Source organism: Microbispora rosea (genome assembly GCF_900156315.1).
Classification (GTDB): Bacteria; Actinomycetota; Actinomycetes; order Streptosporangiales; family Streptosporangiaceae; genus Microbispora; species Microbispora rosea.
Map to the genome: position 1 here is coordinate 111337 of NZ_FTNI01000028.1, position 18683 is coordinate 130019.

Below are 18683 nucleotides of genomic sequence, written 5' to 3' on the forward strand. Positions count from 1 at the left end.
CGAGACGGATCTCACCGAAACCGATACGGAGGACCCACGATGGAAGCCCGGATGAAGAACCCCGCCGCGATCATCCCCGCCGCGATGAAGCCGATCATGGAACTGATGAAGGCCGCTCAGTCGCAGGGTCTCCCCCAGGAGCTCCTGGAGCTGGTCCACCTGCGGGTCAGCCAGATCAACGGCTGCAGCGCCTGCGTCGACAGCGGCCTGAAGAGCCTGCGCAAGCTCGGCGAGAGCGACGAGCGGATCGGCCTGGTCAGCGCCTGGCGCGAGACCCCGTACTACACCGACGCCGAGCGGGCCGCGCTGGAGCTGGCTGAGGCCTCGACCCGGCTGGCCGACCGCGCCGACGCCGTATCCGACGAGGTCTGGGACAACGCCGCCGACCATTTCGACGAGAAGCAGCTCGCCTCGATCCTGCTGATGACCGCCGTCACCAACCTCTTCAACCGCCTGAACGCCCCGGTCCGGCAGATCGCCGGCAGCTGGTAAGCCCCCCACCCCGATCCCCACGCAGAGAAGGAGACACCGACATGTCCGCCGTCCGCTCGCACCGCTACTCCGTCCCCGAGGCCGACCTGGAGGAGTTCCTGGCCCGCAGGAGCTCGCTGATCGCGACCATCAGGGAGGGGCACCCCGGCCTCACCCGCACCGTGCTGGTCCAGCTCGAAGACGGCGCCTACACCGACACCTGGCACTGGGAGAGCGGCGCGCAGATGGGCGCCGCGCTCGCCGCCCTGCCCACCTTCCCGGAGGCGCCGCTGACCATGGCCCTGACCAAGGACGCCACCGCCCTGAACGGCCGGGTCGTCGACGAGCGCTGACCCGGCCCACGCACAGTGGCCGGCCGGGCGGGACGCCCGGCGGGGCCGGGTCGGGTGAGCAGCGGGGCCGGGTCGGGTGAGCAGCGGGCAGGGGTAACGGCGGCAGGGCGCGACGGCCTCAACGGCTCCGCGTGCGCCGGGCGCGAGGCATGGCGGCGAGCTGGTCGCTCCGGATCTCCTCCAGGTAGCTCCGCATCAGGTCGCCCGCGCGGGTGAACCAGTCGGACAGCACAGCGATCTCCGCGGGCGTGTAGTCGGCGAACAGCTCGTTCAGCCGCCGGTAGAAGGGTTCGTAGACGGCCGCGGCGGTCGCGACCGCGGCCGGGTCGGCGAGGACGCGTACGCGGCGGCGGTCCTCGGGGTCCGGCTGCCGGTGCGCGTACCCGGCCTTCTCCAACCGGTTCAGCACACCGGTCACCGCGCCCGTGGTCAGGCCGGCCTGCTCGGCGAGCGTGCCCGCGCTGATCGGGTCGTCCCCCGCCGCCAGGACGAAGCCCAGGCAGGTGAGGTCGGTGACGTTCAGTCCGAGCCGCTGGGCGATGTCGTGCTGCCCGACCAGGCTGAGTGCGATCAGCTGGTCCATCCCGGCGAGAGCCTGCTCGGGTGTGGCCGCCGGGCGCGGCTTGCCGTCCATCCACAATCTCCTTAGAATCTAAGATGTTTAGTTCTTAAGCTAATTGTCTCGCATCGTCGAGGAGAATCATGAGCGGCATACACGACGACGTGGATCTCGGGCACACGGTCGCGGGCTGGACCGGCTGCGTCGTCGTGCTGTGCGGCTGCGCGACGATCGGCGTGGCGATGTGCGCCGCCTCGTCCCTCGGCGTCTGGCTGGGCATCGGCGTCATCGTCCTGGGCGGCCTGGTCACGTGGGCCCTGCACCTGGCGGGCTGGGGCAAGCCCAGTGGCCCCCGTCCCCCCGAGCAGTGGGACTGGCGGGCGAAGGACCCGATGACAGGCCACGGCGACTGCCTCGCGTGCCGCCTCGCGGGCCGCGGCCGGGGAGACGCGTCCGGAGCCGACAGCGCTCCCCACGCCGACTCCGTCCGCGAGGAAGGCGCCCTCTCCGACCTGTCGGTATTCGCCAACCGCTGAGCTCCACCCTGTCCTGGCATCGCGGTCCTGGCATCGTGCAGTGCTCGACCAGGTGCTCGATCAACGGCGCGACGACCTCTGCCGTGTCGCGGAGGCTCAGGACTCCCCCGAGTTTCCCGGCGACCCTACAAGACCTGCGGGAGAGCACAGAGGACGCGAGCCTGCCGCACGGTCACCGCCCATGACCTCCGGGCGCCCTCCGCACCGCGCTCGCCCTGGCGTACGCGAAGACCGGCGACGCCGCCGCGTGATCTGACGGTGGGACGCATCGCCTACACCTCGGCAGGCCGTCGGCGTACTGTCGACTTCGATCGGCGACTGCCGCTGTGCGCACCCGGCGCCCACGGGCGATACCGGGAGGCGTACGAAGCGTTCAGCACCACAAGCGCCGACAATCGACCTTCAGCAGCGCGTGTCGCCGTCCATAGGCCGAACGGCTCGGCCGACGACGAGCGGCGCGAACCCGATGAGAGGACGACCCTTGACGTATCCACCGCCGGTCTACCACGGTGACGCGGGCGATCCGACGGCGTCATACCGGCGCCCGGACGCCACGCCCGAGCTCGACTACCCGAGCGGGACCACGGTCCACTACCTGGCGACCGGTGCGACGACCAATGGACAGTTCGGGCTCTACCGCTGGGACATGGGACCACAGCCCAGCGGCCCGGCCGCACACTTCCACCGGTCGATCTCCGAGTCGTTCTACATCCTCACCGGCACGGTGCGGATCTACGACGGAAGGCGCTGGATCGACACCGGCCCCGGTGACTTCGTGCACGTCCCGGAGGGCGGCGTGCACGCGTTCAGGAACGAGTCGGGAGAGCCGGCGTCGATGCTGCTGCACTTCGCGCCCGGCGCGCCGCGAGAGGGATACTTCGAAGGCCTGCTCACGCTCGCGGACATGAGCGAAGAGGAGAAGGCGGACTTCTACCTCCACCACGACACCTTCTGGGTCTGAGACCGGCGGAGACGTCGTCGGCGCGACCGCGGCGGTGGCCCCGCCGCGGTCCGTCCGAGAGCCTCGCTCAGGTGTCCGCCGCCGCGGCGATCGACGCCGCATCGCTGTTCAGGGCCCCGGCATCGGAATTCCCGCATCAGGCGCATGGTCGCCGGCTACGTGTGTAGCAGAGGGCGCCCGACGAGCCGGGTTCACGGCCGGAGGTCGATCGCCAGTCCGATGCTCCGCGCCGGGTGAGCGGGAGTGCCGGCAGGCGACTTCTCCGAACGGCCCGCCGTTTGCCGCTGGTGTGGGTAGGCCGGTCGCTGCTCGGGATCACGGGGCCGCCCCCGGCCAGGAGAGGAAGGCCGGTGATTCGAGCCGGGAATCGAGGACGCGAGCACGCAGTCGTACTGCGGGCACGGTGTGGTGAAGCACTGCTTGGGAGAGGGCACGCAGACGCGGCCCGGACCACAGTCGACTGCCGCACACGGCGATCCGGGACTGCACGCACCGCGCGCCTGACTACCGGGCGGAGCGGCGATGACCGCCCGTGCCGATGGAGCCGCCGGCGACTCTCCCGCCCAGGCCATGGCCGTGGCGGCTGGTGATGCCGCCACCGCCACGCCCAATATCACGATCAGTTTCCGGAGCATTCTTCCCCCAGCCGTGGTGCTCGCTTCCGCCTCTGGGATGCTCGCACCGGCCGCGCCTGCTGACGGCAAAACGGCTCTCAGCAACTCGCACGGCTTACCGAAAGCCGGATAGCCGACGCTGGCACGGGAGGTGACAGCGCTCATCGGCCGGCGCGTGCCGAAGCGTGCCGGTCGATCCCCGTAGCAGTGCACCATCAGATCGGGCTCTGTGCGCCGGCGCATCAGCGGCTTCCGCATGCCCGGCACCGCCCCGCCTTGTACGTCGTTGCCGGCGGCAGCCCTTAAGACGATCGACGTCAGCCTCCGGCGCCAAGCGTCAGGTGAAGTTGGCGCCGCCGTCCACCAGCAGCGACTGCCCGTTGAAGTAGCTGCCGTCGTCGGAGAAGAGGAACGCCACCATGGCGGCGATGTCTGCAAGTAAATCCATGCGTCCGGCCCTGGCGGGCTCGTGCCGATCTCGGCGTGCGCCGAATGTGCCAGATCCTGGGCGTATCCCGCTCTGACCACCACTGGCACCATGCCACCACGCAGCCCCGCGCGGCGCGTCACGCCGCGCAGGCCGCTGCTCTCGCCGTTGGCGCGGAGATCCGGCTTACGCGACCGACGGCGTCCGGGCCGCGCTTCAATCCCGGCCGGTCGAGCCCAGCGCGGCCGCCTTGCGCAGCAGCACTGCGCGTTCGCGCTGGTTGGCGCACAGCCGGGCCGCCAGCTCCAGCTCGGCGCGCGCCTCCTGCCGCCGGCCGAGGCGGGCCAGCAGTTCCCCGCGTACGGTCGGAACCAGATGCGAGCCGGAGAGCCGGTCCGAGGCGATCAGCTCGTCCACGATGGCCAGGGCCTGCGCCGGGCCCGAGGCCATGGCGACGGCGACGGCCCGGTTGAGCTCGACCACCGGCGAGGGCGCGACCCGGCCGAGGGCCTCATAGAGCACCACGATCCGGTCCCAGTCGGTCTCCCCGACCGAGGGCGCCGACGCATGGGTGGCGGCGATCGCGGCTTGCAGGCCGTAAGGGCCGAGGCCGCGGGTCGACGCCTTGGCCAGCGCGGCCAGGCCACGGCGGATCGCGGAGAAGTCCCACCGCCGCCGGTCCTGGTCCTCCAGCAGGATCGGCGAACCGTCCGGGCCGGTCCTGGCCGGGAAGCGCGCGGCCGTCAGCTCGCACAACGCCAGCAGGCCGTGCGCCTCCGGCTCGTCCGGCTGCAGCGCGGCCAGGGTGCGGGCCAGCCGGATCGCCTCGTACGCGAGGTCGGGGCGCACCAGCCGGTCGCCCGATGTGGCCGTCGACCCCTCGGTGAAGATCACGTAGAGGACGCTGAGCACGCCGCCCAGCCGCTCCCGGCGCTCGGCGGCCGGCGGCAGCTCGAACGGCACTCCGGCCGCCGCGATCGTCTTCTTGCCCCGGGTGATGCGGGCCTGCACGGTGGGCACGGGCACGAGGAACGCGCGGGCGATCTCCTCGCTGGACAGGCCGCCGACGACGCGCAGGGTCAGCGCAACCCGGGCCTCGGGGGACAGCACCGGGTGGCAGCTGACAAACATCAGCGCCAGGATGTCGTCGTCGATTCTGTCCGGGTCGACCTCGTCGTCGACCGCCGGATCGGCCGTGGGGTCGGCCGCCAGCAGGGCATACCGGTCCTGGAGGGCGGTCCGGCGGCGGATCGCGTCGATGGCCCGCCGCCGGGCCGTGGCCATGAGCCAGCCGGCCGGATTGGCTGGAGAGTCGAGCGGCCACGACACGAGCGCCTCGGCCACCGCCTCCTGGGCCGCGTCCTCGGCCAGCCCGAAATCACCGGTGAGCCGGGTCAGCGCGGCAACGATCCGCGCCGACTCGATCCGCCAGACGGCCTCGACGTCGGCCGTACCCATCAGATCCGGCCGGTGCTCTCGTGCCGGGCCCGCTCCTCGACGGACCCCGCGGCGCCCTGCGGCATCTCGTCGTCGCCGGCCACCCGCCGGACCTCGATCTTGGACCCGGTGACCGCCGGGACCCGCTTGGCCCACTCGACCGCCTCCTGCTTGGAGGAGACATCGAGCAGGAAGTAGCCCCCGAACAGTTCCTTCGTCTCCCCGTACGGCCCGTCCGTGACCACCGGGACCTCGCCGCTGAAGTCGACCACGACGCCCTGGCCGGGATCGTCCAGCCCCTCCGCCGCGAGGAGAACGCCGGCCTTGACCATCTCCTCGATGAACTGGCGGGTCGTGGCCATCATCTCGTCGATGTCGGCCATCAGGGCCGCGTTCGACTCATCCGTGCCGCGCATGATCAGCATGTACTTCGACATCGTGTTCTCCTCCTCCGGCGGGGCCGTCTATCGTCCCTCGCACCCGTACGTCGAACGAGCGGCCCCCGGATCGACACGGCCGGAAGAGTTTTTCGCCGCACCGCGGCCGACCCCGAGGGCCCTCGTTCCGAGCGGATGCCATCTGCCGCGGCACACTGCGGCGGCACGCCTCGGTGCCCGGAGTGGACTTCCGAATGCAGCGGACCAGGCGCGCACGTGTTCTTCAGCACAGGAGCAGACCGGGTGGAGTGTCCTGGTTGTGCCCTTGGCCGGATCATGTGACGTCTCACACAGGCGGGACGCGAGACGCTACTACTTCCACTGGAAGTGATTGAGCGCCGCTTTGACCTGCGGCAACCCTGAGGGCCACCTCGATGACCTGTAACGGTCGTCTCGGTGGTTCTCAGCGTGTCGCGGCTGATCATGACGTCGTGTGCCCTCGTTGTGCCCTCCCAGATCGAGAGGACGAGCACGGCACATCTAGCATCCCCGGCCCATGCACTTGACCTCCCAGGACGTTGGGGTAGGCGTTTTAGCAGCTCAACGGCTTTCAGAGGGGTGAGAGCGAGGTTCGCTCCCACACTGGTTGTTCGGCTGCGTGCATAGCGTTTGGTCCCCGCATGGTCCCCAGTCTTGGCGCGTCTCGGCCTGTGGCAGAGTTCTTCTCGCGGCAGATCTCCAAAACTCAACTCCGCGCGGGGTCAGTTGCGCTGCTCGATCTCGCCTCGTATCTTCACGAATTCGGTCGCGGCCTGGTCACCGGACTTGAAGTACATGGCGATCATGCCCCTGGTGTTGCTGTCAACCCAAGCGCACACGCCGATCGGAACGTTCTCGGCGAGTTTGGCGTCACCACATTTTGCGACGCCACTGAGCGGTCCTGGCTGGACCTGCTTCATGTGGCTGACTTTCGTTCCCATAGCGTCAACGAATCGGTCGATTGTGGCGTCCGGGTCGGAGACGGGAGCCGACACGCCGAAAGCCAGGACCATATCCTTGTCCCGCGGATCGCCGTAAAAAGCGACCACTGCGCCAGTCGCTTGCGGAACCAGCTTCTTCAACTTGGCAAGTCCCTGAGCGGTCGCTCTGCGAAGGTTGGCACTCACGTGCTTGGCACGCCCGCCGAGTGTCTTTGGCTCGACAACGTGCGTCTGTATGGTGCTCTGGCTGTTATCAGTCTTCTCGGCGCCCTCTTTGGAAGAGTAATAGACCGCTGCACTACCAGCAGCCACCAGCCCAGCAAGGATGACGAGGGTGATCTTGCCGACGATGCGCCTTTTCGCCGGAGGTTCCGAAGGCAGACAATAGCCGGGATAGGGCGGCTGGCCGCCGTTCTGGTATCCGGGCTGGCCGTCTGACTGCGCGTATGGCGGGTGGGGTCGAACGTCCAGTTTCGGGCAGCCCGGCGGGTCGGGTGGGGGTTGAGACACAGGTTCTCCACAAGTAGCCCAGGTATGGGGCGCGGCAACCTTATCCTCGATCGACATTCGGCCACAAAGCAGTGCAATCCTGCCTGTTCAATCTCCGTCGTCTCGCTCATAGCTGGTCACGTCACTGTTCTTTTCAGAGCGTTCGGGGAACAACCGCGCACGTGTGCGCCGGCCATCCCGTCTGCCGTCGACCCCTCTGCGAAGCGGCAGCGAGCCGACGACGGAGATGGCCGGTCCATACGGACCCCCTCCCCCCGCCTCCGATAGCTGCCAGGGATCGCGACTGTCGGTCGGGTTCTGTCAAGTTCGGCCTTACGTGTGCATATGCCCGGTGACCTTCGTCGCGCGCTGGGTGGCCTAGTGATCCACCTGTACGGTCGCGCGGCGGCCCGCTCCACTCGTCCGCGCCAGCCGGTCCGGCGGTGCCTTCAGCCGGCCGCCGGGAGCGCCGGCGGGAGCCAGCGGCGTGCCGTGACGGCGGCGCGTGCGACGCGGCCTCGGGCCGCCTTGAGCGTGCGGGCATCGTGCCGCCGCCGGCGAGGGGAGAGCGCCGGAAGTCTCACCGCGAACGCGGACGCCATGTGTTGCTGCACACTGCGGCGTCGGCGTGTCTCGGCGCCGGGGGTCGACATTCGCACACGGTCGCCGAGTACCTCGGTCACGCCGACCCTGGCTTCACGCTCCGGACGTACACCCACCTGATGCCGAACGCAGCCGACCGGGCACGCAAGGCCGTGGACGCGTTCTTCGCTCAAGAACAAGCCGCGCCGAGTGCCCTGGTTGTGCCCTCGAGAAGATCGAGATGACGTCTACCCTGGTAGAGACGCGGTGCCCTTACTTCCACTGGAAGTAGACGAACAGGCGGCCGTGGTTCTTGGAATCCTTGTCGATCCGGTGGTAGAGCGCCTTGATCTCCTTCTGCTCAAGGAAGCGCAGCACCTTCTTCTTGAGCTGGCCGGACCCCTTGCCCGGGATGATCTCCACCTGGGTCGCCTTCTTGCGTACGGCCTCCTGGATGATGCCGTGCAGCGCCTTGTCGATCTCGCTGCCCTTGTTGTAGATGTCGTGGAGGTCCAGCTTCAGCTTCACGCAAGCGAGTCTAAATCGCCGTCCGCCACGGAGACGCGGGGCGAGGCGGGTGACCGCGCCCCACGCCGGCGGGGCCTCGCGTCAGCCGTTGATGTAGCCGACGAGGGCCTCCTTTTCGCTCTCCAGTTCCTGGATCGAGGTCTTGACGACGTCGCCGATGCTGACGATGCCGGCCAGGCGGCCGTCGCGGACGACGGGCACGTGCCTGATCCGGTGGTTGGTCATGGTGCGGCGCAGCTCGTCGACGTTCGCGTCCGGGCCGCAGGTGCGCACCTCCGCCGTCATGATCGACGAGACGGGCATGGCGAGCAGCGCGGCACCCTGCTCGTGGAGCCGCCGCACGACGTCGCGTTCCGACACGATGCCCGCGATGGACAAACCGTCCTCGGAAACCACGACCGCGCCGATATTGAGCTCGGCCAGCCGGGCGAGGAGCTCGGACACCGTGGCATGCGGTGGAACGGTCGCCACGCCTGTTCCCTTACTCTGCAAGATCGTCCCGATGAGCATCGACACCACCTCTCAGGGGCACCCGGGGGATCTGTCCCCGCTTCCGCTCCCGCCGGGCGGCCGGAGCGGCAAATCCTGTTTCCCCAGGCAACAGCGGTCGTCCTACCTCGTCAAGGGCCCCCACCCCTACGATGGCGAAATATCACCGCACCCTGGGGGCAGAGGATGGCCGAGAAGCTCAACACCGGGAGTCACGATCTCCCGATCTCAGACGCGCTCGCGGAGTTCATGCGCGGCGGCTGGGCCGGCGCACACGAGGACGTGGCGCCGCTGCCGGTCGCCGCGTACGCGGCCAAGCGGCGGGCGCGGCTCGCCGAACGGCTGCCGGGCGAGCGGCTCGTCATCCCCTCGGGCACGCTGCGGGCCCGCAGCAACGACGACGACCACCGGTTCCGCACGCACAGCGCGTTCGCCTACCTGACCGGCGGCCAGCAGCCGGACGACGTCCTGGTGATCGAGCCGTCGGGTGAGGCGCGGCTGTTCCTGCATCCCCGCCCGTCCCGCGCCGAGTCGCAGGAGTTCTACCGCGACCGGCGGTACGGCGAGTTCTGGGTGGGCCGCCGTTTCGACCTCGCGGAGGCCGAGGCGGCGTACCAGATCGAGTGCGCGCACATCGAGACGCTGCCGGCCGCGCTGAGCGGACCGGCGCGCGTGCTGCGCGGGGTGGACGCCTCGATCGACGCGCTCGTCTCCCCCGCCGGCGACGACCGCGACGCCGAGCTGGCTGCGGTCCTGTCGGAGCTGCGGCTGGTCAAGGACGAGTGGGAGATCGCGGAGCTGCAGCAGGCGGTGGACGCCACCGCGCGCGGGTTCGAGGACGTCGTGCGCGCGCTGCCCGCCGCCCTCGCGCACCCGCGCGGCGAGCGGTACGTCGAGGGCGTCTTCGGCATGCGCTCGCGGCTGGAGGGCAACGCGGTGGGCTACCAGTCGATCGTGGCGTCCGGGGCGCACGCGTGCGTGCTGCACTGGATCCGCAACGACGGACGGCTCGACCCCGCCGAGATGCTGCTGCTGGACGCCGGGGTCGAGGGCGACAACCTCTACACGGCCGACGTCACCCGCACGCTGCCGCTGTCGGGCCGGTTCAGCCCGGTGCAGCGGCAGGTGTACGACCTGGTCTACGAGGCGCAGACGGCCGCCATCGCCGTGCTGCGGCCGGGGGTGCGCTTCCGCGAGTTCCACGAGACCGCCATGCGGGTGATCTCCGACGGGCTGCGCGAGTGGGGCCTGCTGAGCCGGGCGCAGGCCGACGCGGGCCTGCATCGGCGCTACACCCTGTGCAGCAGCGGCCACATGCTGGGCCTCGACGTGCACGACTGCGCCCGGGCGCGGGCGGAGACCTACCTCGACGGCGTGCTGGAGGAGGGCCAGGTGCTGACCGTGGAGCCGGGGCTCTACCTCCAGCCCGACGACCTGACGCTACCGCCGGAGCTGCGCGGGATCGGCGTCCGCATCGAGGACGACCTCGTCATCACGGCCGACGGCGCCCGCCTGATGTCGGCCGCGCTCCCCCGCCGCGCCGACGAGATCGAGGCGTGGATGGCCGCCCTGGCCTGGTGAGCGACCGCGTTCCGGGCTTCCGGTCCGGGCCTCGCCGCCCCGACCGGAAGCCGGACGAGTGAGCCCGTCGCGGCCCTGCGGGTCGCCGGCCCGCACCTCCGATACGGGCCGATCTCGATCTCGGCCGTGATCGTGGTCACATGGTCACGTACCGACCCGGTCCTTCACGAGCCGCACGCATGCGGCAGCAACCCATCTCGGCCAGGTCAGCTCACCCGGGATGTAGATCCAGTAGCTGGACCCGCCACACGAGCTGTAGTAGCCACCGCTCTCGCTCTGGCACAGCGACGGGAGGTACTGCCCGGCGTACAGCGTCGTGATGACGTAGCCGGACGTGGTGCTCTTCTGGGACCGGATGGAGACGGCGCTGACCCCCGGCGCCGGAGTGACGGAGCACGTGACCGCGGCGGCCGGGTGGGCGACGAAGACCATCGAGGCCGCCGCCGCCATCATGGTCACCGCTGCGGCGGCGCCGACACGTTTTCTCGATGTCGTCATTGCTTCCTCTCCTTCGCGGTGCGTCACGACGCACCCATCGGCGTTCGGGGACCAAGCCGGGACCGGCTCGGGTCGAGGATCGGGCAGGCCGATATAGGCGAGGTATAGGCCCTGGTAGAACGTGGGTCGCAGGGCAGGCCGAAGCGGCTGCGGCCATGCCGAAGACCGTCGCTCGGCGCGGCGGTGCGGTCGCGCCCGCCCGCACGAGCGCGATGGTCACGCATCCCGCCCCGCGCGGCGGAGCCGTGGGAACACCGGCCACGGCGTGCTGGGACCCAGTTCACGTGATCGTCACATCGCTCCCCTACAGTGGCCTCGTGCGCCCCCCACTGGCCGTGGCCGGCCACACCGCCGACGTGCTGGACATGGTCGCCGGCACGCTGACCGAGGCCGAGCGCGAGCGCGCCGAGCGTTTCACCCGCAAACGGGACCGTCTCGACTTCGTCGCCGCCCACCTGCTCGTACGGCACTGCGCCGCGGAGCTGCTCGGCACCCGCGCCTGCATGCTGACCGTGGTGCAGCGCTGCGAGAGCTGCGGGCAGGCCCACGGACGGCCGTGGCTGGCCGAGACCTCCGAGGTGTCGATCAGCCTGGCGCACACCTCGGGCTACGTCTGCGCGGTCGCCGGATTCGGGCGGGTGGGCGTGGACGCCGAGCACGCCACGAACGGCCCGGCCGACGAGAGGCTGGTGGAGCTCGCGCTGACCCCCGCGGAGGCGAAGCTGGTCGGCGACGACAACCGCGGGCTGATCCGGCAGTGGGTGCGCAAGGAGGCGCTGGTCAAGCGGGGAGAGCTCACGCTCGACCGGCTGCGCGAGGCGGACCTGTCGGCCCTGCCGCTTGAGGACGGGCTGTCGATCCCGCTGGAATGGCAGGGCCGTCACTTCGTCGAGTGGACGGCAGGCACGGTGATCGCCTCCGCGGTCACCGACGAGCCCGCCAAGCTACGCCTTCTTGGCGGCTGACCGCCCCGGGGTGGGGTCGAGGAAGACCTGCCGGATCTCCGGGAAACGCTCGGTGAGCCGGCGCTCCACCTGGTCGGAGGCGAGCTCCAGCCGCTCCCCGGACGTCTCGTCGCGGAAGTCGACCTTCGCCGCGACCATGACCTGGCCGGGCCCCATCATGACGGTGACCAGCTCGACGACGGCCTCCACGTCCGGCTGGGCGGCCAGCTCGCCGCGGATCTCCTCCTGCAGTCCGCGCGGCGCCGCCTGGCCGATGAGCAGTGAGGCGTTGGTCCTGATCAGGGTCAGCGCCACGCCGAGCAGCAGCAGCCCGATGACGATCGAGGCGAGGCCGTCCCACACGGCCGAGCCGGTGAGTTGCGACAGCAGCAGGCCGACGCCGGCCGTGGCGATGCCGAGCAGCGCGGCGGAGTCCTCCAGCACGACGGCCTTGAGCACGGTGTCGGAGGTGCGCCGCAGCAGCCGCCCGGGGCTCACCTGCCAGCGGCGGGCCTCGCCGCGAAGCTGCCGCAGCGCCTTCAGGAGGGAGACCGACTCGATCGCGAAGGACACCGCGAGGACGAGGTACGACACACCGATGTCGCCCAGGCTCTCCCCCGCGGTGATCGTGTGCCAGCCGTGCGTCAGCGAGAACCCGGCCCCCACGACCAGCGTGAAGCAGGCCGCCACGATCGCCCACAGGTAGGCGGCCCGGCCGTGGCCGAGCGGATGGCGGGAGTCGGCGGGGCGCTCGCCGTGCCGGATCGCGGCGAACAGCACGACCTCGGTGGCCGTGTCGGCCGCGGAGTGCGCCGCCTCCGACAGCATCGCCGAGGAGGAGCTCATCAGGCCGGCGACCAGCTTGGCCAGCGCGATGGCGAGGTTGGCCGCGCCCGCGACCACGACGGTGCCAAGGCTCTCACCGTTCTCGCTGTCAGCCATTCCGCTCCATTCGCTGAAGTGATCTTATGCTGGTCGTCATGGAAGCCCCTCACTGGCTCACCCCGCAGGAGCAGCACGCCTGGCGGGCCCATCTGGCCGCCCACCGCCTGCTCTTCCACCAGCTCGACCGGGAGCTGCAGGGCGCCGGGTTGTCGCTGAACGACTACGAGATCCTCGTGAACCTCTCGGAGAGTCCCGGCCGCCGCATGCGCATGAGCGAGCTGGCCGACGCGACAGTCCAGTCCCGCAGCCGGCTGTCCCACCAGATCTCCCGGATGGAGGCCGCCGGCCTGGTGATCCGGCAGGACTGCGAGGACGACCGGCGCGGCACGTTCGCCGTACTGACCGACCACGGCTGGGAGACGATCCAGCGGGTGGCGCCGGACCACGTGGCGAGCGTCCGCCGGCACTTCATCGATCTGATGACCCCCGAGCAGGTGTCCGCCCTGGACCAGATCTACACACCGATCGTCGACCGTCTCCAGGCGGTCCGCGGCATGCGATGAGGAGGCTGTGGCGCGGCGCGGGGTGAGCACCGGTCCCGACTTCCCGCGGCGGGCCGGGCCAAACCGATTCCCACGGGAACGCGTGCCGGCCCCGCCCGCTCGCTACGATCCGGCTGTGCGAACAATCCTCGGGCTCGTGGTGGCCGGCCTGCTGCTCGTGACCGCCTGCAGCGCCAAGAGCGAGACGGCACTGCCGGACGGCCCCGCGCTGCTGAAGCGCTCGGCCGAGACCATGCGCACGGTCAAGACGGTCGCCTTCACGATCGAGACCAAGGACAAGCCCGCCGTACCGGTCCGCCACGCCGAGGGCAGCCTCACCCGGGAGGGCGACGCCAAGGGCACCCTGCAGATCGAGCTCGTGGGACTGCAGGAGATCGAGTTCGTGCTCGTCGGCGACAAGGTCTACTTCAAGGGACCGACCGGCGGCTTCCAGACGATGACCCGGCAGCAGCTCATTGCCCTGTACGACCCGTCCGCCGTGCTGACGGGCGTACCCGACCTGCTGTCCACCGCGCAGGACGCCCGGACGCAGGCGGAGGAGAAGATCGGCGACACCGCCGCCTACCGGGTGGCGGCCACGCTGTCGCAGCAGGTGCTGGCCAAGCTGGTCCCCGGCGTGCAGCAGGGGGTCGACGGCACGCTCTGGATCGACAAAGCCACCGGCCGCCTGCTCAAGCTCGACCTGCCGCTCACCGGCGGCTCCGTGGCCGTGACGCTGAGGGACTACGACGCCCCCCTGACCATCGCCCCGCCCGCGTCGTGACCGACGCCACCGACGCGGCCGGCGCGTCCGGGCGGACGCGGGCGGACGGGTCCTCCACCCGGCGCCGGCGTCTCGCGCTGGGCGTCGGCGGGGCCGCCGTGCTGCTCGCCGCGCTCGACGCGTACGTCGTCGTCACCGTGCTCGTGGACGTCGCCGCCGACGTCGGCGTGCCGCTGAACCACCTGGAGAGGGCGACCCCGGTCGTGACCGGGTTCCTGCTCGGCTACGTCGCGGCGATGCCGCTGCTCGGCCGCCTGTCGGACCGGTACGGCAGGCGCGCGCTGATCCACGCCTGCCTGGCCGGGTTCGCCGCCGGTTCTCTTGTCACCGCCCTGGCGGCGAGCGTCCCCGCGCTGGTCGCGGGCCGTACGCTCCAGGGCGTCGCGGGCGGCGCGCTGCTGCCGATCACCATGGCCCTCATCGGCGACCTGTGGGACGAGCGCGCCCGGCCCGTGGCGCTCGGCGCGGTCGGCGCCGCGCAGGAGCTCGGCAGCGTGCTCGGCCCGCTGTATGGCGCGGGCCTGGCCGCGCTCGCCGGATGGCGCGGCATCTTCTGGGTCAACCTCCCGCTCGCGCTGCTGGCCGCCGTCGCCGTGCAGGCGGCCGTCCCCGGCGGGCGCGAGCCGTACGGGCGGCCGGCCGGCGAAGCGGGCACGGGGAAGGCGGGCACGGCCGAGGCGGGCGCGGGCACGAGGGGCGCGGGCACGAGGGGCACGGCGGGCGCGGGGAAGGTCGACGCGGGCGGCGGCGTCCTGCTCGCGCTGGCGCTCGGTCTGCTGGTCGCCGGGCTCTACAACCCCTCCCCCGACGCGGCCGTGCTGCCGCCGTGGGGTCTGCCGTGCGTGGCCGCCGGGGCGGTCGCGGCCGTGCTGTTCGTGCTGTGGGAGATCCGCTCGCCGGTCCGCCTGCTCGACCTGACGGGCGTCCCCAGGACGCCGCTGCTCGCCACTTTGGCGGTGAGCCTGCTGGCCGGGGCGGCGCTGCTGGTCACGCTGGTCGACGTGCAACTCGCCGCGCAGACGCTGCTCGGCAAGGACGCGGTGGGCGGCGCCCTGGTGCTCACCCGGTTCCTCGCCGCGCTGGCGGTCGCGGCGTTCCTCGGCGGGATCCTGGTGCGGCGGTTCGGCGAACGCCCGGTGGCCGTGGCGGGGATGGCGGTGGCCGCCGCGGGTTACTGGATGGTCTCCCGGTGGCCGCTCGACCTGGCCTCGGCCGGCGTGCGGATGGACGTCGACCTCGTGGTGGCCGGCCTCGGCCTCGGGGTGGTGATCGCCCCGGTCTCGTCGGCGGTGCTGCGCCTGGTGCCCGCGGCGCAGCACGGGGTGGCGTCGGCGGCGGTCGTGGTGGCCAGGATGATGGGCATGCTGCTGGGCGTGGCCGCGCTGTCCGCCTGGGGCTTCCACCGGTTCCAGTCGCTCACCGCGCACCTGGACACACCGCTTCCGTTCGGGGTGGACGCGGCCGAGTACGCCCGCAGGCTCGCGGACTACACCGCGAAGGTCCAGGCGGCGCTGCACGCGGAGTACACCGAGATCTTCCTGATCACGTGCGGGCTGTGCGTGCTCGGCGCGGCCGCCTCCCTGGCCCTGCCGCGCCGCCGCGCCTGATCCCGCACCATATCTCGCGCCTGATCCCGCACCATATCTCGCGCCTGATTCCGCGCCTCATCTCTCGCTTCTGCCGGGTCAGGCGCCGAACCAGCCGGGCACGTCGAGGCGGAAGACGTCGTGCGGCGTCACCTTCCGCAGGTCGGCCTCCAGGTCCCTGAGCCGCTCCTCCCCGATGACGGCGGCCCAGCGGGCCCGCAGGTCGTCGAAGATCTGTGCCGAGCGCACCAGGACGTCCACCCCCGAGGGCGTGAGCCGTACGATCTTGCGGCGCGTGTCGCGGGGGTCGCGGGCGCGCTCCACGTAGCCGATGCGCTCCAGCGTCTCGATCGTCTTGCCCGCCGCCTGCTTGCTGACGCCCAGCGTGCGGCCCAGTTCCACCGCGGTCGTGCCCTCCGGGCCGATCGCCTGCATGACGAAGCCGTGCATGGGCCGGGCGTGCGGATGCCCCTGACGGGCGAGCTCGGCGTGCAGCTCGTCGATGAGAACGCGAAACCCCAGGAAGAGCCGCAGGGGCAGCTCGAAGCCGGGCGGGTCGATTGACACAGATAGACAACCTGGTTCACTATTAACGACAACGACGTTGTCTATTCTAGGAGACGCCGGCGATGCCTGTCATCCGTCATGCCCAATCCCGCAGATCCGAGACCCCGGCCGGGGTCATGACCACCTTCGCCTCACCCACCCTGGGCGGCGCCACGCGGGCCGTGTGGCGCGTCGAGGCGACCCCCGCGACGAGCGGGCCGTTGCACGACTTCGACGCCGAACAGGTGTGGACGTTCCTCGGCGGCACCGCCACCGTCGAACTCGGCGGCGAGACGTTCACGGTCGCGCCCGGCGACACCGTGGTCATGCCGCCCTCGACCCCGCGGCGCGTCACGGCGGGCGCCGGCGAGGGTTTCACCGCCGTCGTCACCGCCTCCGCCGGGGCCAGAGCCATCCTGCCCGACGGCACCGTTCACGGCGTGCCGCCCTGGATCGCCTGACCTCCGGTCCTCCCCCTGTCTCACCCTTCCCCGCGGACCGGGCCCGGCGACCCGTCCGGCACCGGCCCGCGCTCACCAAGGAGTCACGCATGCCCCTCATCCGTTCGGCCGACAGCCGTAGGAGCACCACTCCCAACGGCGTCATGACCACCCTCGCCTCGCCCACCCAGGGAGGCGCCACCCAGGCCGTCTGGCGGGTGGACATGCCGGCCGGAAACAGCGGTCCCCACCACGCCAGCGACGGCGAGCAGGTGTGGATCTTCCTCACCGGCGGCGCGACCGTCGAACTCGACGGCGAGACCGTCGCCGTCGGAGCCGGAGACACCGTCGTCATGCCCGCCGACGTGAGCCGCCGGGTGCATTCCGGCGCGGAGTCCGGCTTCTGCGCGATCGTGGCCGCACCGGCCGGCTGCGAGGTCTACAACCCCGGCGGGATCACCGCCGCGGACGCCTGCGACCTCGCCCCCAAGGGGACCGACCGGCTCGTGCCGCCCTGGGTCCGCTGACCGGCCCGTACGCCTGCGGACGCGCGGGGGGCCGTCCGGCGGACCCGCGGGCCACCTCCGGCGGAGCCCGGACGGCTCCGCCGGCAGGGCGGGCCGCCTCGCCGACAGGCCGGCTCCTCGGGGCAGGCCGGACGGGACAGACGGTCCGGCGGCGGGGCGGACGGTTCCGTGGCGAGGCGGGTCACGCGGGCGCTGCGGCGGGCGAACTTCCCGGTGACCGGGGGCGGATGTCCCGGGTGCCCGGGACGTCGGACGGTCCACCATTGCGGCGTACCGCTCCGGCTCTCGCCACCGCCCCGCAGAACCCCCGGGGCTCATCCCTTCCCTGACTGAGGAGGCCCCGTATGCGCAAGGTGTTCTTCGGGTTCGCCGTCGTGCAGCTCGTCGCCGTGCTCGCCCAGTTCTACCTCGCCACGTTCGGCGCGTTCGAGACCCCGCAGCCGGCGCCGGGCGACCCGGACGCCGCCATCAACTACCACGTCACGAACGGCTCGCTGGTGATCCCGCTCGTCTCGCTGCTGACCACGACCGCGGCCCTGGCCGCCCGCGCGGGCGGCAAGCTCGCGGGCCTGTCGATCCTGCCGCTCGTACTGGCGGCGGTGCAGCTGTTCGTGATCTTCCCGCTGGCGGAGCTCGCCGGTGCGACGGACACCGCGACGACCACGGCCGGCCTGGCCGTCATGGGCTTCCACGCCCTCGACGGCGTGGCGATCCTCGCCGTAGCCGTCGTCGTCGTGCGGCGGGCCGGGGCCCTGATCAAGGGCGTGCCGGTCGCGGCGTCCACCAGCGCGCATACCGTGGCCTGACCAGCGCACGGCTGATCGCTCTCGACCCGATCCTGCTCGACCCGATCCTGCTCGTCCTGGTCGCGGCCGCCCCGGCCGCGACCGCCGGTCGTCGCCTGCCGCGCTCGAAGCGTACGCGGGGGCAACGTGAACTACTCTGTTCGGGTTGCTCGGGAACGTCGGCTCAGGGAGCGCAGGAGCGGAAATGGCAGCCACACCGCGCGGCGACGGTGACCGGCCGCGGTCCGCGCAGCGCCCCGCGGCGCAGGCCGAGCGGCGGGCCGACGCCCGGCGCAACATCAGGTCCATCCTGGACGCGGCCCAGCTCTGCCTGGCCCGCGACGCCGACGCCAGCGTCTCCGACATCGCCAAGGCGGCCGGGGTCGGCCGGGTCACGCTCTACGGGCACTTCAAGACCCGCGCGGATCTCGTCGACGCCGTCCTGACGCGCACGATGGAACAGTCCGACGCCGCGCTCGAGGCGACCGACACCGGCGGCGACCCCCGCCAGGCGCTGACCCGGCTCGTCGGCGCCTCATGGCAGATCGTCCACCAACTGCACTCCGTGCTGCTGGCCGCCCACCGCGAACTGCCCCCGGAGCGGATCCGGGCCGTCCACGACCAGGCCCTGCACAGGGTCCAGGCGATCGTCGACCGCGGGCGACGCTCCGGCGTCTTCCGCGACGACCTGCCCGAACGGTGGCTCGTCACGACCGTGTTCAGCCTGATGCACGCCGCGGCGGAGGACACCGCCGCCGGCAG

The 18683-nt window shown here is 71.4% G+C and carries 23 protein-coding genes; 13 read left to right on the forward strand and 10 right to left on the reverse strand.

The annotated features are described in order from the left end of the window. Positions 1–39 precede the first annotated feature (39 nt). Together BXA11_RS31795 and BXA11_RS31800 are read left to right on the forward strand one after the other, a co-directional pair. On the forward strand, positions 40–492 hold the full coding sequence (locus tag BXA11_RS31795) for a carboxymuconolactone decarboxylase family protein (RefSeq protein WP_076440472.1): 453 nt from the start codon (positions 40–42) through the stop codon (positions 490–492). 41 nt (positions 493–533) lie between these two features. Then, on the forward strand, positions 534–824 hold the full coding sequence (locus BXA11_RS31800) for a hypothetical protein (protein WP_030509541.1): 291 nt from the start codon (positions 534–536) through the stop codon (positions 822–824). Positions 825–942: 118 nt separating this feature from the next. On the opposite strand, the gene BXA11_RS31805 is transcribed toward BXA11_RS31800, so the two are convergent. Next, positions 943–1458, reverse strand: a complete 516-nt coding sequence (locus BXA11_RS31805; protein ID WP_076440474.1) for a MarR family transcriptional regulator — start codon at positions 1456–1458, stop codon at positions 943–945. 68 nt (positions 1459–1526) lie between these two features. On the opposite strand from BXA11_RS31805, the gene BXA11_RS31810 reads away from it, so the two are divergent. After that, complete coding sequence (locus BXA11_RS31810) at positions 1527–1919, forward strand: HGxxPAAW family protein (RefSeq protein ID WP_076440476.1); 393 nt, start codon at positions 1527–1529, stop codon at positions 1917–1919. A 481-nt stretch (positions 1920–2400) separates the two neighbouring features. Further along, the gene (locus BXA11_RS31815; protein ID WP_076440478.1) at positions 2401–2880 is read left to right on the forward strand and encodes a cupin domain-containing protein; all 480 of its coding nucleotides are present in this window, start codon (positions 2401–2403) and stop codon (positions 2878–2880) included. A gap of 951 nt (positions 2881–3831) precedes the next feature. Here the strand turns inward: BXA11_RS31815 and BXA11_RS45490 are convergent. The 6 genes from BXA11_RS45490 to BXA11_RS31850 all read right to left on the reverse strand — a co-directional run bounded on the left by BXA11_RS45490 (position 3832) and on the right by BXA11_RS31850 (position 8824). Beyond that, positions 3832–4008, reverse strand: coding sequence for an SDR family oxidoreductase (locus tag BXA11_RS45490; RefSeq protein WP_275409737.1), 177 nt, complete (start codon positions 4006–4008; stop codon positions 3832–3834). 129 nt (positions 4009–4137) lie between these two features. Beyond that, on the reverse strand, positions 4138–5379 hold the full coding sequence (locus BXA11_RS31825) for an RNA polymerase sigma factor (protein WP_143734626.1): 1242 nt from the start codon (positions 5377–5379) through the stop codon (positions 4138–4140). Continuing rightward, positions 5379–5795 (reverse strand): YciI family protein, encoded by a 417-nt coding sequence (locus BXA11_RS31830; RefSeq protein WP_076440480.1) that lies wholly within the window; start codon positions 5793–5795, stop codon positions 5379–5381. The genes BXA11_RS31825 and BXA11_RS31830 overlap by 1 nt, the downstream gene beginning before the upstream one ends. A gap of 701 nt (positions 5796–6496) precedes the next feature. Continuing rightward, positions 6497–7225 (reverse strand): hypothetical protein, encoded by a 729-nt coding sequence (locus BXA11_RS42550; protein ID WP_143734627.1) that lies wholly within the window; start codon positions 7223–7225, stop codon positions 6497–6499. Positions 7226–8059: 834 nt separating this feature from the next. Further along, the gene (locus tag BXA11_RS31845; protein WP_030509549.1) at positions 8060–8314 is read right to left on the reverse strand and encodes a Smr/MutS family protein; all 255 of its coding nucleotides are present in this window, start codon (positions 8312–8314) and stop codon (positions 8060–8062) included. Positions 8315–8395: 81 nt separating this feature from the next. Continuing rightward, positions 8396–8824 carry a CBS domain-containing protein gene (locus tag BXA11_RS31850; RefSeq protein WP_030509550.1) on the reverse strand — a complete coding sequence of 143 codons (429 nt, stop codon included), beginning with the start codon at positions 8822–8824 and terminating at the stop codon, positions 8396–8398. 165 nt (positions 8825–8989) lie between these two features. On the opposite strand from BXA11_RS31850, the gene BXA11_RS31855 reads away from it, so the two are divergent. Then, a complete protein-coding gene (locus BXA11_RS31855) occupies positions 8990–10384 on the forward strand; it encodes an aminopeptidase P family protein (protein ID WP_076440484.1) in 1395 nt (464 codons plus the stop codon). Between the two features lie 144 nt (positions 10385–10528). Here the strand turns inward: BXA11_RS31855 and BXA11_RS31860 are convergent, their stop codons facing one another. Beyond that, positions 10529–10882 (reverse strand): hypothetical protein, encoded by a 354-nt coding sequence (locus tag BXA11_RS31860; RefSeq protein WP_143734628.1) that lies wholly within the window; start codon positions 10880–10882, stop codon positions 10529–10531. A 317-nt stretch (positions 10883–11199) separates the two neighbouring features. On the opposite strand from BXA11_RS31860, the gene BXA11_RS31865 reads away from it, so the two are divergent. Continuing rightward, entirely contained in the window at positions 11200–11847 is a 648-nt protein-coding gene (locus BXA11_RS31865; RefSeq protein ID WP_083744724.1) for a 4'-phosphopantetheinyl transferase family protein, read from the forward strand. Here the strand turns inward: BXA11_RS31865 and BXA11_RS31870 are convergent. Then, the gene (locus BXA11_RS31870; RefSeq protein WP_030509554.1) at positions 11827–12768 is read right to left on the reverse strand and encodes a cation diffusion facilitator family transporter; all 942 of its coding nucleotides are present in this window, start codon (positions 12766–12768) and stop codon (positions 11827–11829) included. The two genes, BXA11_RS31865 and BXA11_RS31870, sit on opposite strands and share 21 nt — an antisense overlap. A 38-nt stretch (positions 12769–12806) precedes the next feature. Here BXA11_RS31870 and BXA11_RS31875 point away from each other — a divergent pair, with 38 nt between their 5' ends. The 3 genes from BXA11_RS31875 (at position 12807) to BXA11_RS31885 (ending at position 15644) form a co-directional block, all read left to right on the forward strand. Continuing rightward, on the forward strand, positions 12807–13274 hold the full coding sequence (locus BXA11_RS31875; RefSeq protein WP_030509555.1) for a MarR family winged helix-turn-helix transcriptional regulator: 468 nt from the start codon (positions 12807–12809) through the stop codon (positions 13272–13274). A 115-nt stretch (positions 13275–13389) separates the two neighbouring features. Continuing rightward, the gene (locus BXA11_RS31880) at positions 13390–14037 is read left to right on the forward strand and encodes an LppX_LprAFG lipoprotein (RefSeq protein WP_030509556.1); all 648 of its coding nucleotides are present in this window, start codon (positions 13390–13392) and stop codon (positions 14035–14037) included. Further along, positions 14034–15644, forward strand: coding sequence for an MFS transporter (locus BXA11_RS31885; protein ID WP_083744721.1), 1611 nt, complete (start codon positions 14034–14036; stop codon positions 15642–15644). Before BXA11_RS31880 ends, BXA11_RS31885 begins: the two co-directional genes overlap by 4 nt. Before the next feature lie 78 nt (positions 15645–15722). On the opposite strand, the gene BXA11_RS31890 is transcribed toward BXA11_RS31885, so the two are convergent. Then, positions 15723–16190: a MarR family winged helix-turn-helix transcriptional regulator gene (locus BXA11_RS31890; protein WP_030509558.1), complete on the reverse strand. Its 468-nt coding sequence runs from the start codon at positions 16188–16190 to the stop codon at positions 15723–15725. 62 nt (positions 16191–16252) lie between these two features. On the opposite strand from BXA11_RS31890, the gene BXA11_RS31895 reads away from it, so the two are divergent. The 4 genes from BXA11_RS31895 to BXA11_RS31910 all read left to right on the forward strand — a co-directional run. Beyond that, positions 16253–16630, forward strand: a complete 378-nt coding sequence (locus tag BXA11_RS31895) for a cupin domain-containing protein (RefSeq protein ID WP_030509559.1) — start codon at positions 16253–16255, stop codon at positions 16628–16630. Between the two features lie 89 nt (positions 16631–16719). After that, on the forward strand, positions 16720–17136 hold the full coding sequence (locus BXA11_RS31900; RefSeq protein ID WP_076440488.1) for a cupin domain-containing protein: 417 nt from the start codon (positions 16720–16722) through the stop codon (positions 17134–17136). A gap of 344 nt (positions 17137–17480) precedes the next feature. Further along, positions 17481–17942: a DUF6220 domain-containing protein gene (locus BXA11_RS31905; protein WP_076440490.1), complete on the forward strand. Its 462-nt coding sequence runs from the start codon at positions 17481–17483 to the stop codon at positions 17940–17942. Positions 17943–18126: 184 nt separating this feature from the next. Beyond that, on the forward strand, positions 18127–18683 hold a 557-nt coding region (locus BXA11_RS31910; RefSeq protein WP_076437949.1), incomplete at its 3' end, for a TetR/AcrR family transcriptional regulator.

Bases quoted from the DNA above. Each gene is read 5' to 3' on its own strand.
- BXA11_RS31895 (WP_030509559.1), top strand. From the start codon at position 16,253: ATGCCTGTCATCCGTCATGCCCAATCCCGCAGATCCGAGACCCCGGCC.
- BXA11_RS31855 (WP_076440484.1), top strand. From the start codon at position 8,990: ATGGCCGAGAAGCTCAACACCGGGAGTCACGATCTCCCGATCTCAGAC.
- BXA11_RS31875 (WP_030509555.1), top strand. From the start codon at position 12,807: ATGGAAGCCCCTCACTGGCTCACCCCGCAGGAGCAGCACGCCTGGCGG.
- BXA11_RS31900 (WP_076440488.1), top strand. From the start codon at position 16,720: ATGCCCCTCATCCGTTCGGCCGACAGCCGTAGGAGCACCACTCCCAAC.
- BXA11_RS31830 (WP_076440480.1), bottom strand. From the start codon at position 5,795: ATGTCGAAGTACATGCTGATCATGCGCGGCACGGATGAGTCGAACGCG.
- BXA11_RS31810 (WP_076440476.1), top strand. From the start codon at position 1,527: ATGAGCGGCATACACGACGACGTGGATCTCGGGCACACGGTCGCGGGC.
- BXA11_RS31905 (WP_076440490.1), top strand. From the start codon at position 17,481: ATGCGCAAGGTGTTCTTCGGGTTCGCCGTCGTGCAGCTCGTCGCCGTG.
- BXA11_RS31860 (WP_143734628.1), bottom strand. From the start codon at position 10,882: ATGACGACATCGAGAAAACGTGTCGGCGCCGCCGCAGCGGTGACCATG.
- BXA11_RS31870 (WP_030509554.1), bottom strand. From the start codon at position 12,768: ATGGCTGACAGCGAGAACGGTGAGAGCCTTGGCACCGTCGTGGTCGCG.
- BXA11_RS31825 (WP_143734626.1), bottom strand. From the start codon at position 5,379: ATGGGTACGGCCGACGTCGAGGCCGTCTGGCGGATCGAGTCGGCGCGG.
- BXA11_RS31800 (WP_030509541.1), top strand. From the start codon at position 534: ATGTCCGCCGTCCGCTCGCACCGCTACTCCGTCCCCGAGGCCGACCTG.
- BXA11_RS31795 (WP_076440472.1), top strand. From the start codon at position 40: ATGGAAGCCCGGATGAAGAACCCCGCCGCGATCATCCCCGCCGCGATG.
- BXA11_RS31850 (WP_030509550.1), bottom strand. From the start codon at position 8,824: ATGCTCATCGGGACGATCTTGCAGAGTAAGGGAACAGGCGTGGCGACC.
- BXA11_RS31805 (WP_076440474.1), bottom strand. From the start codon at position 1,458: ATGGACGGCAAGCCGCGCCCGGCGGCCACACCCGAGCAGGCTCTCGCC.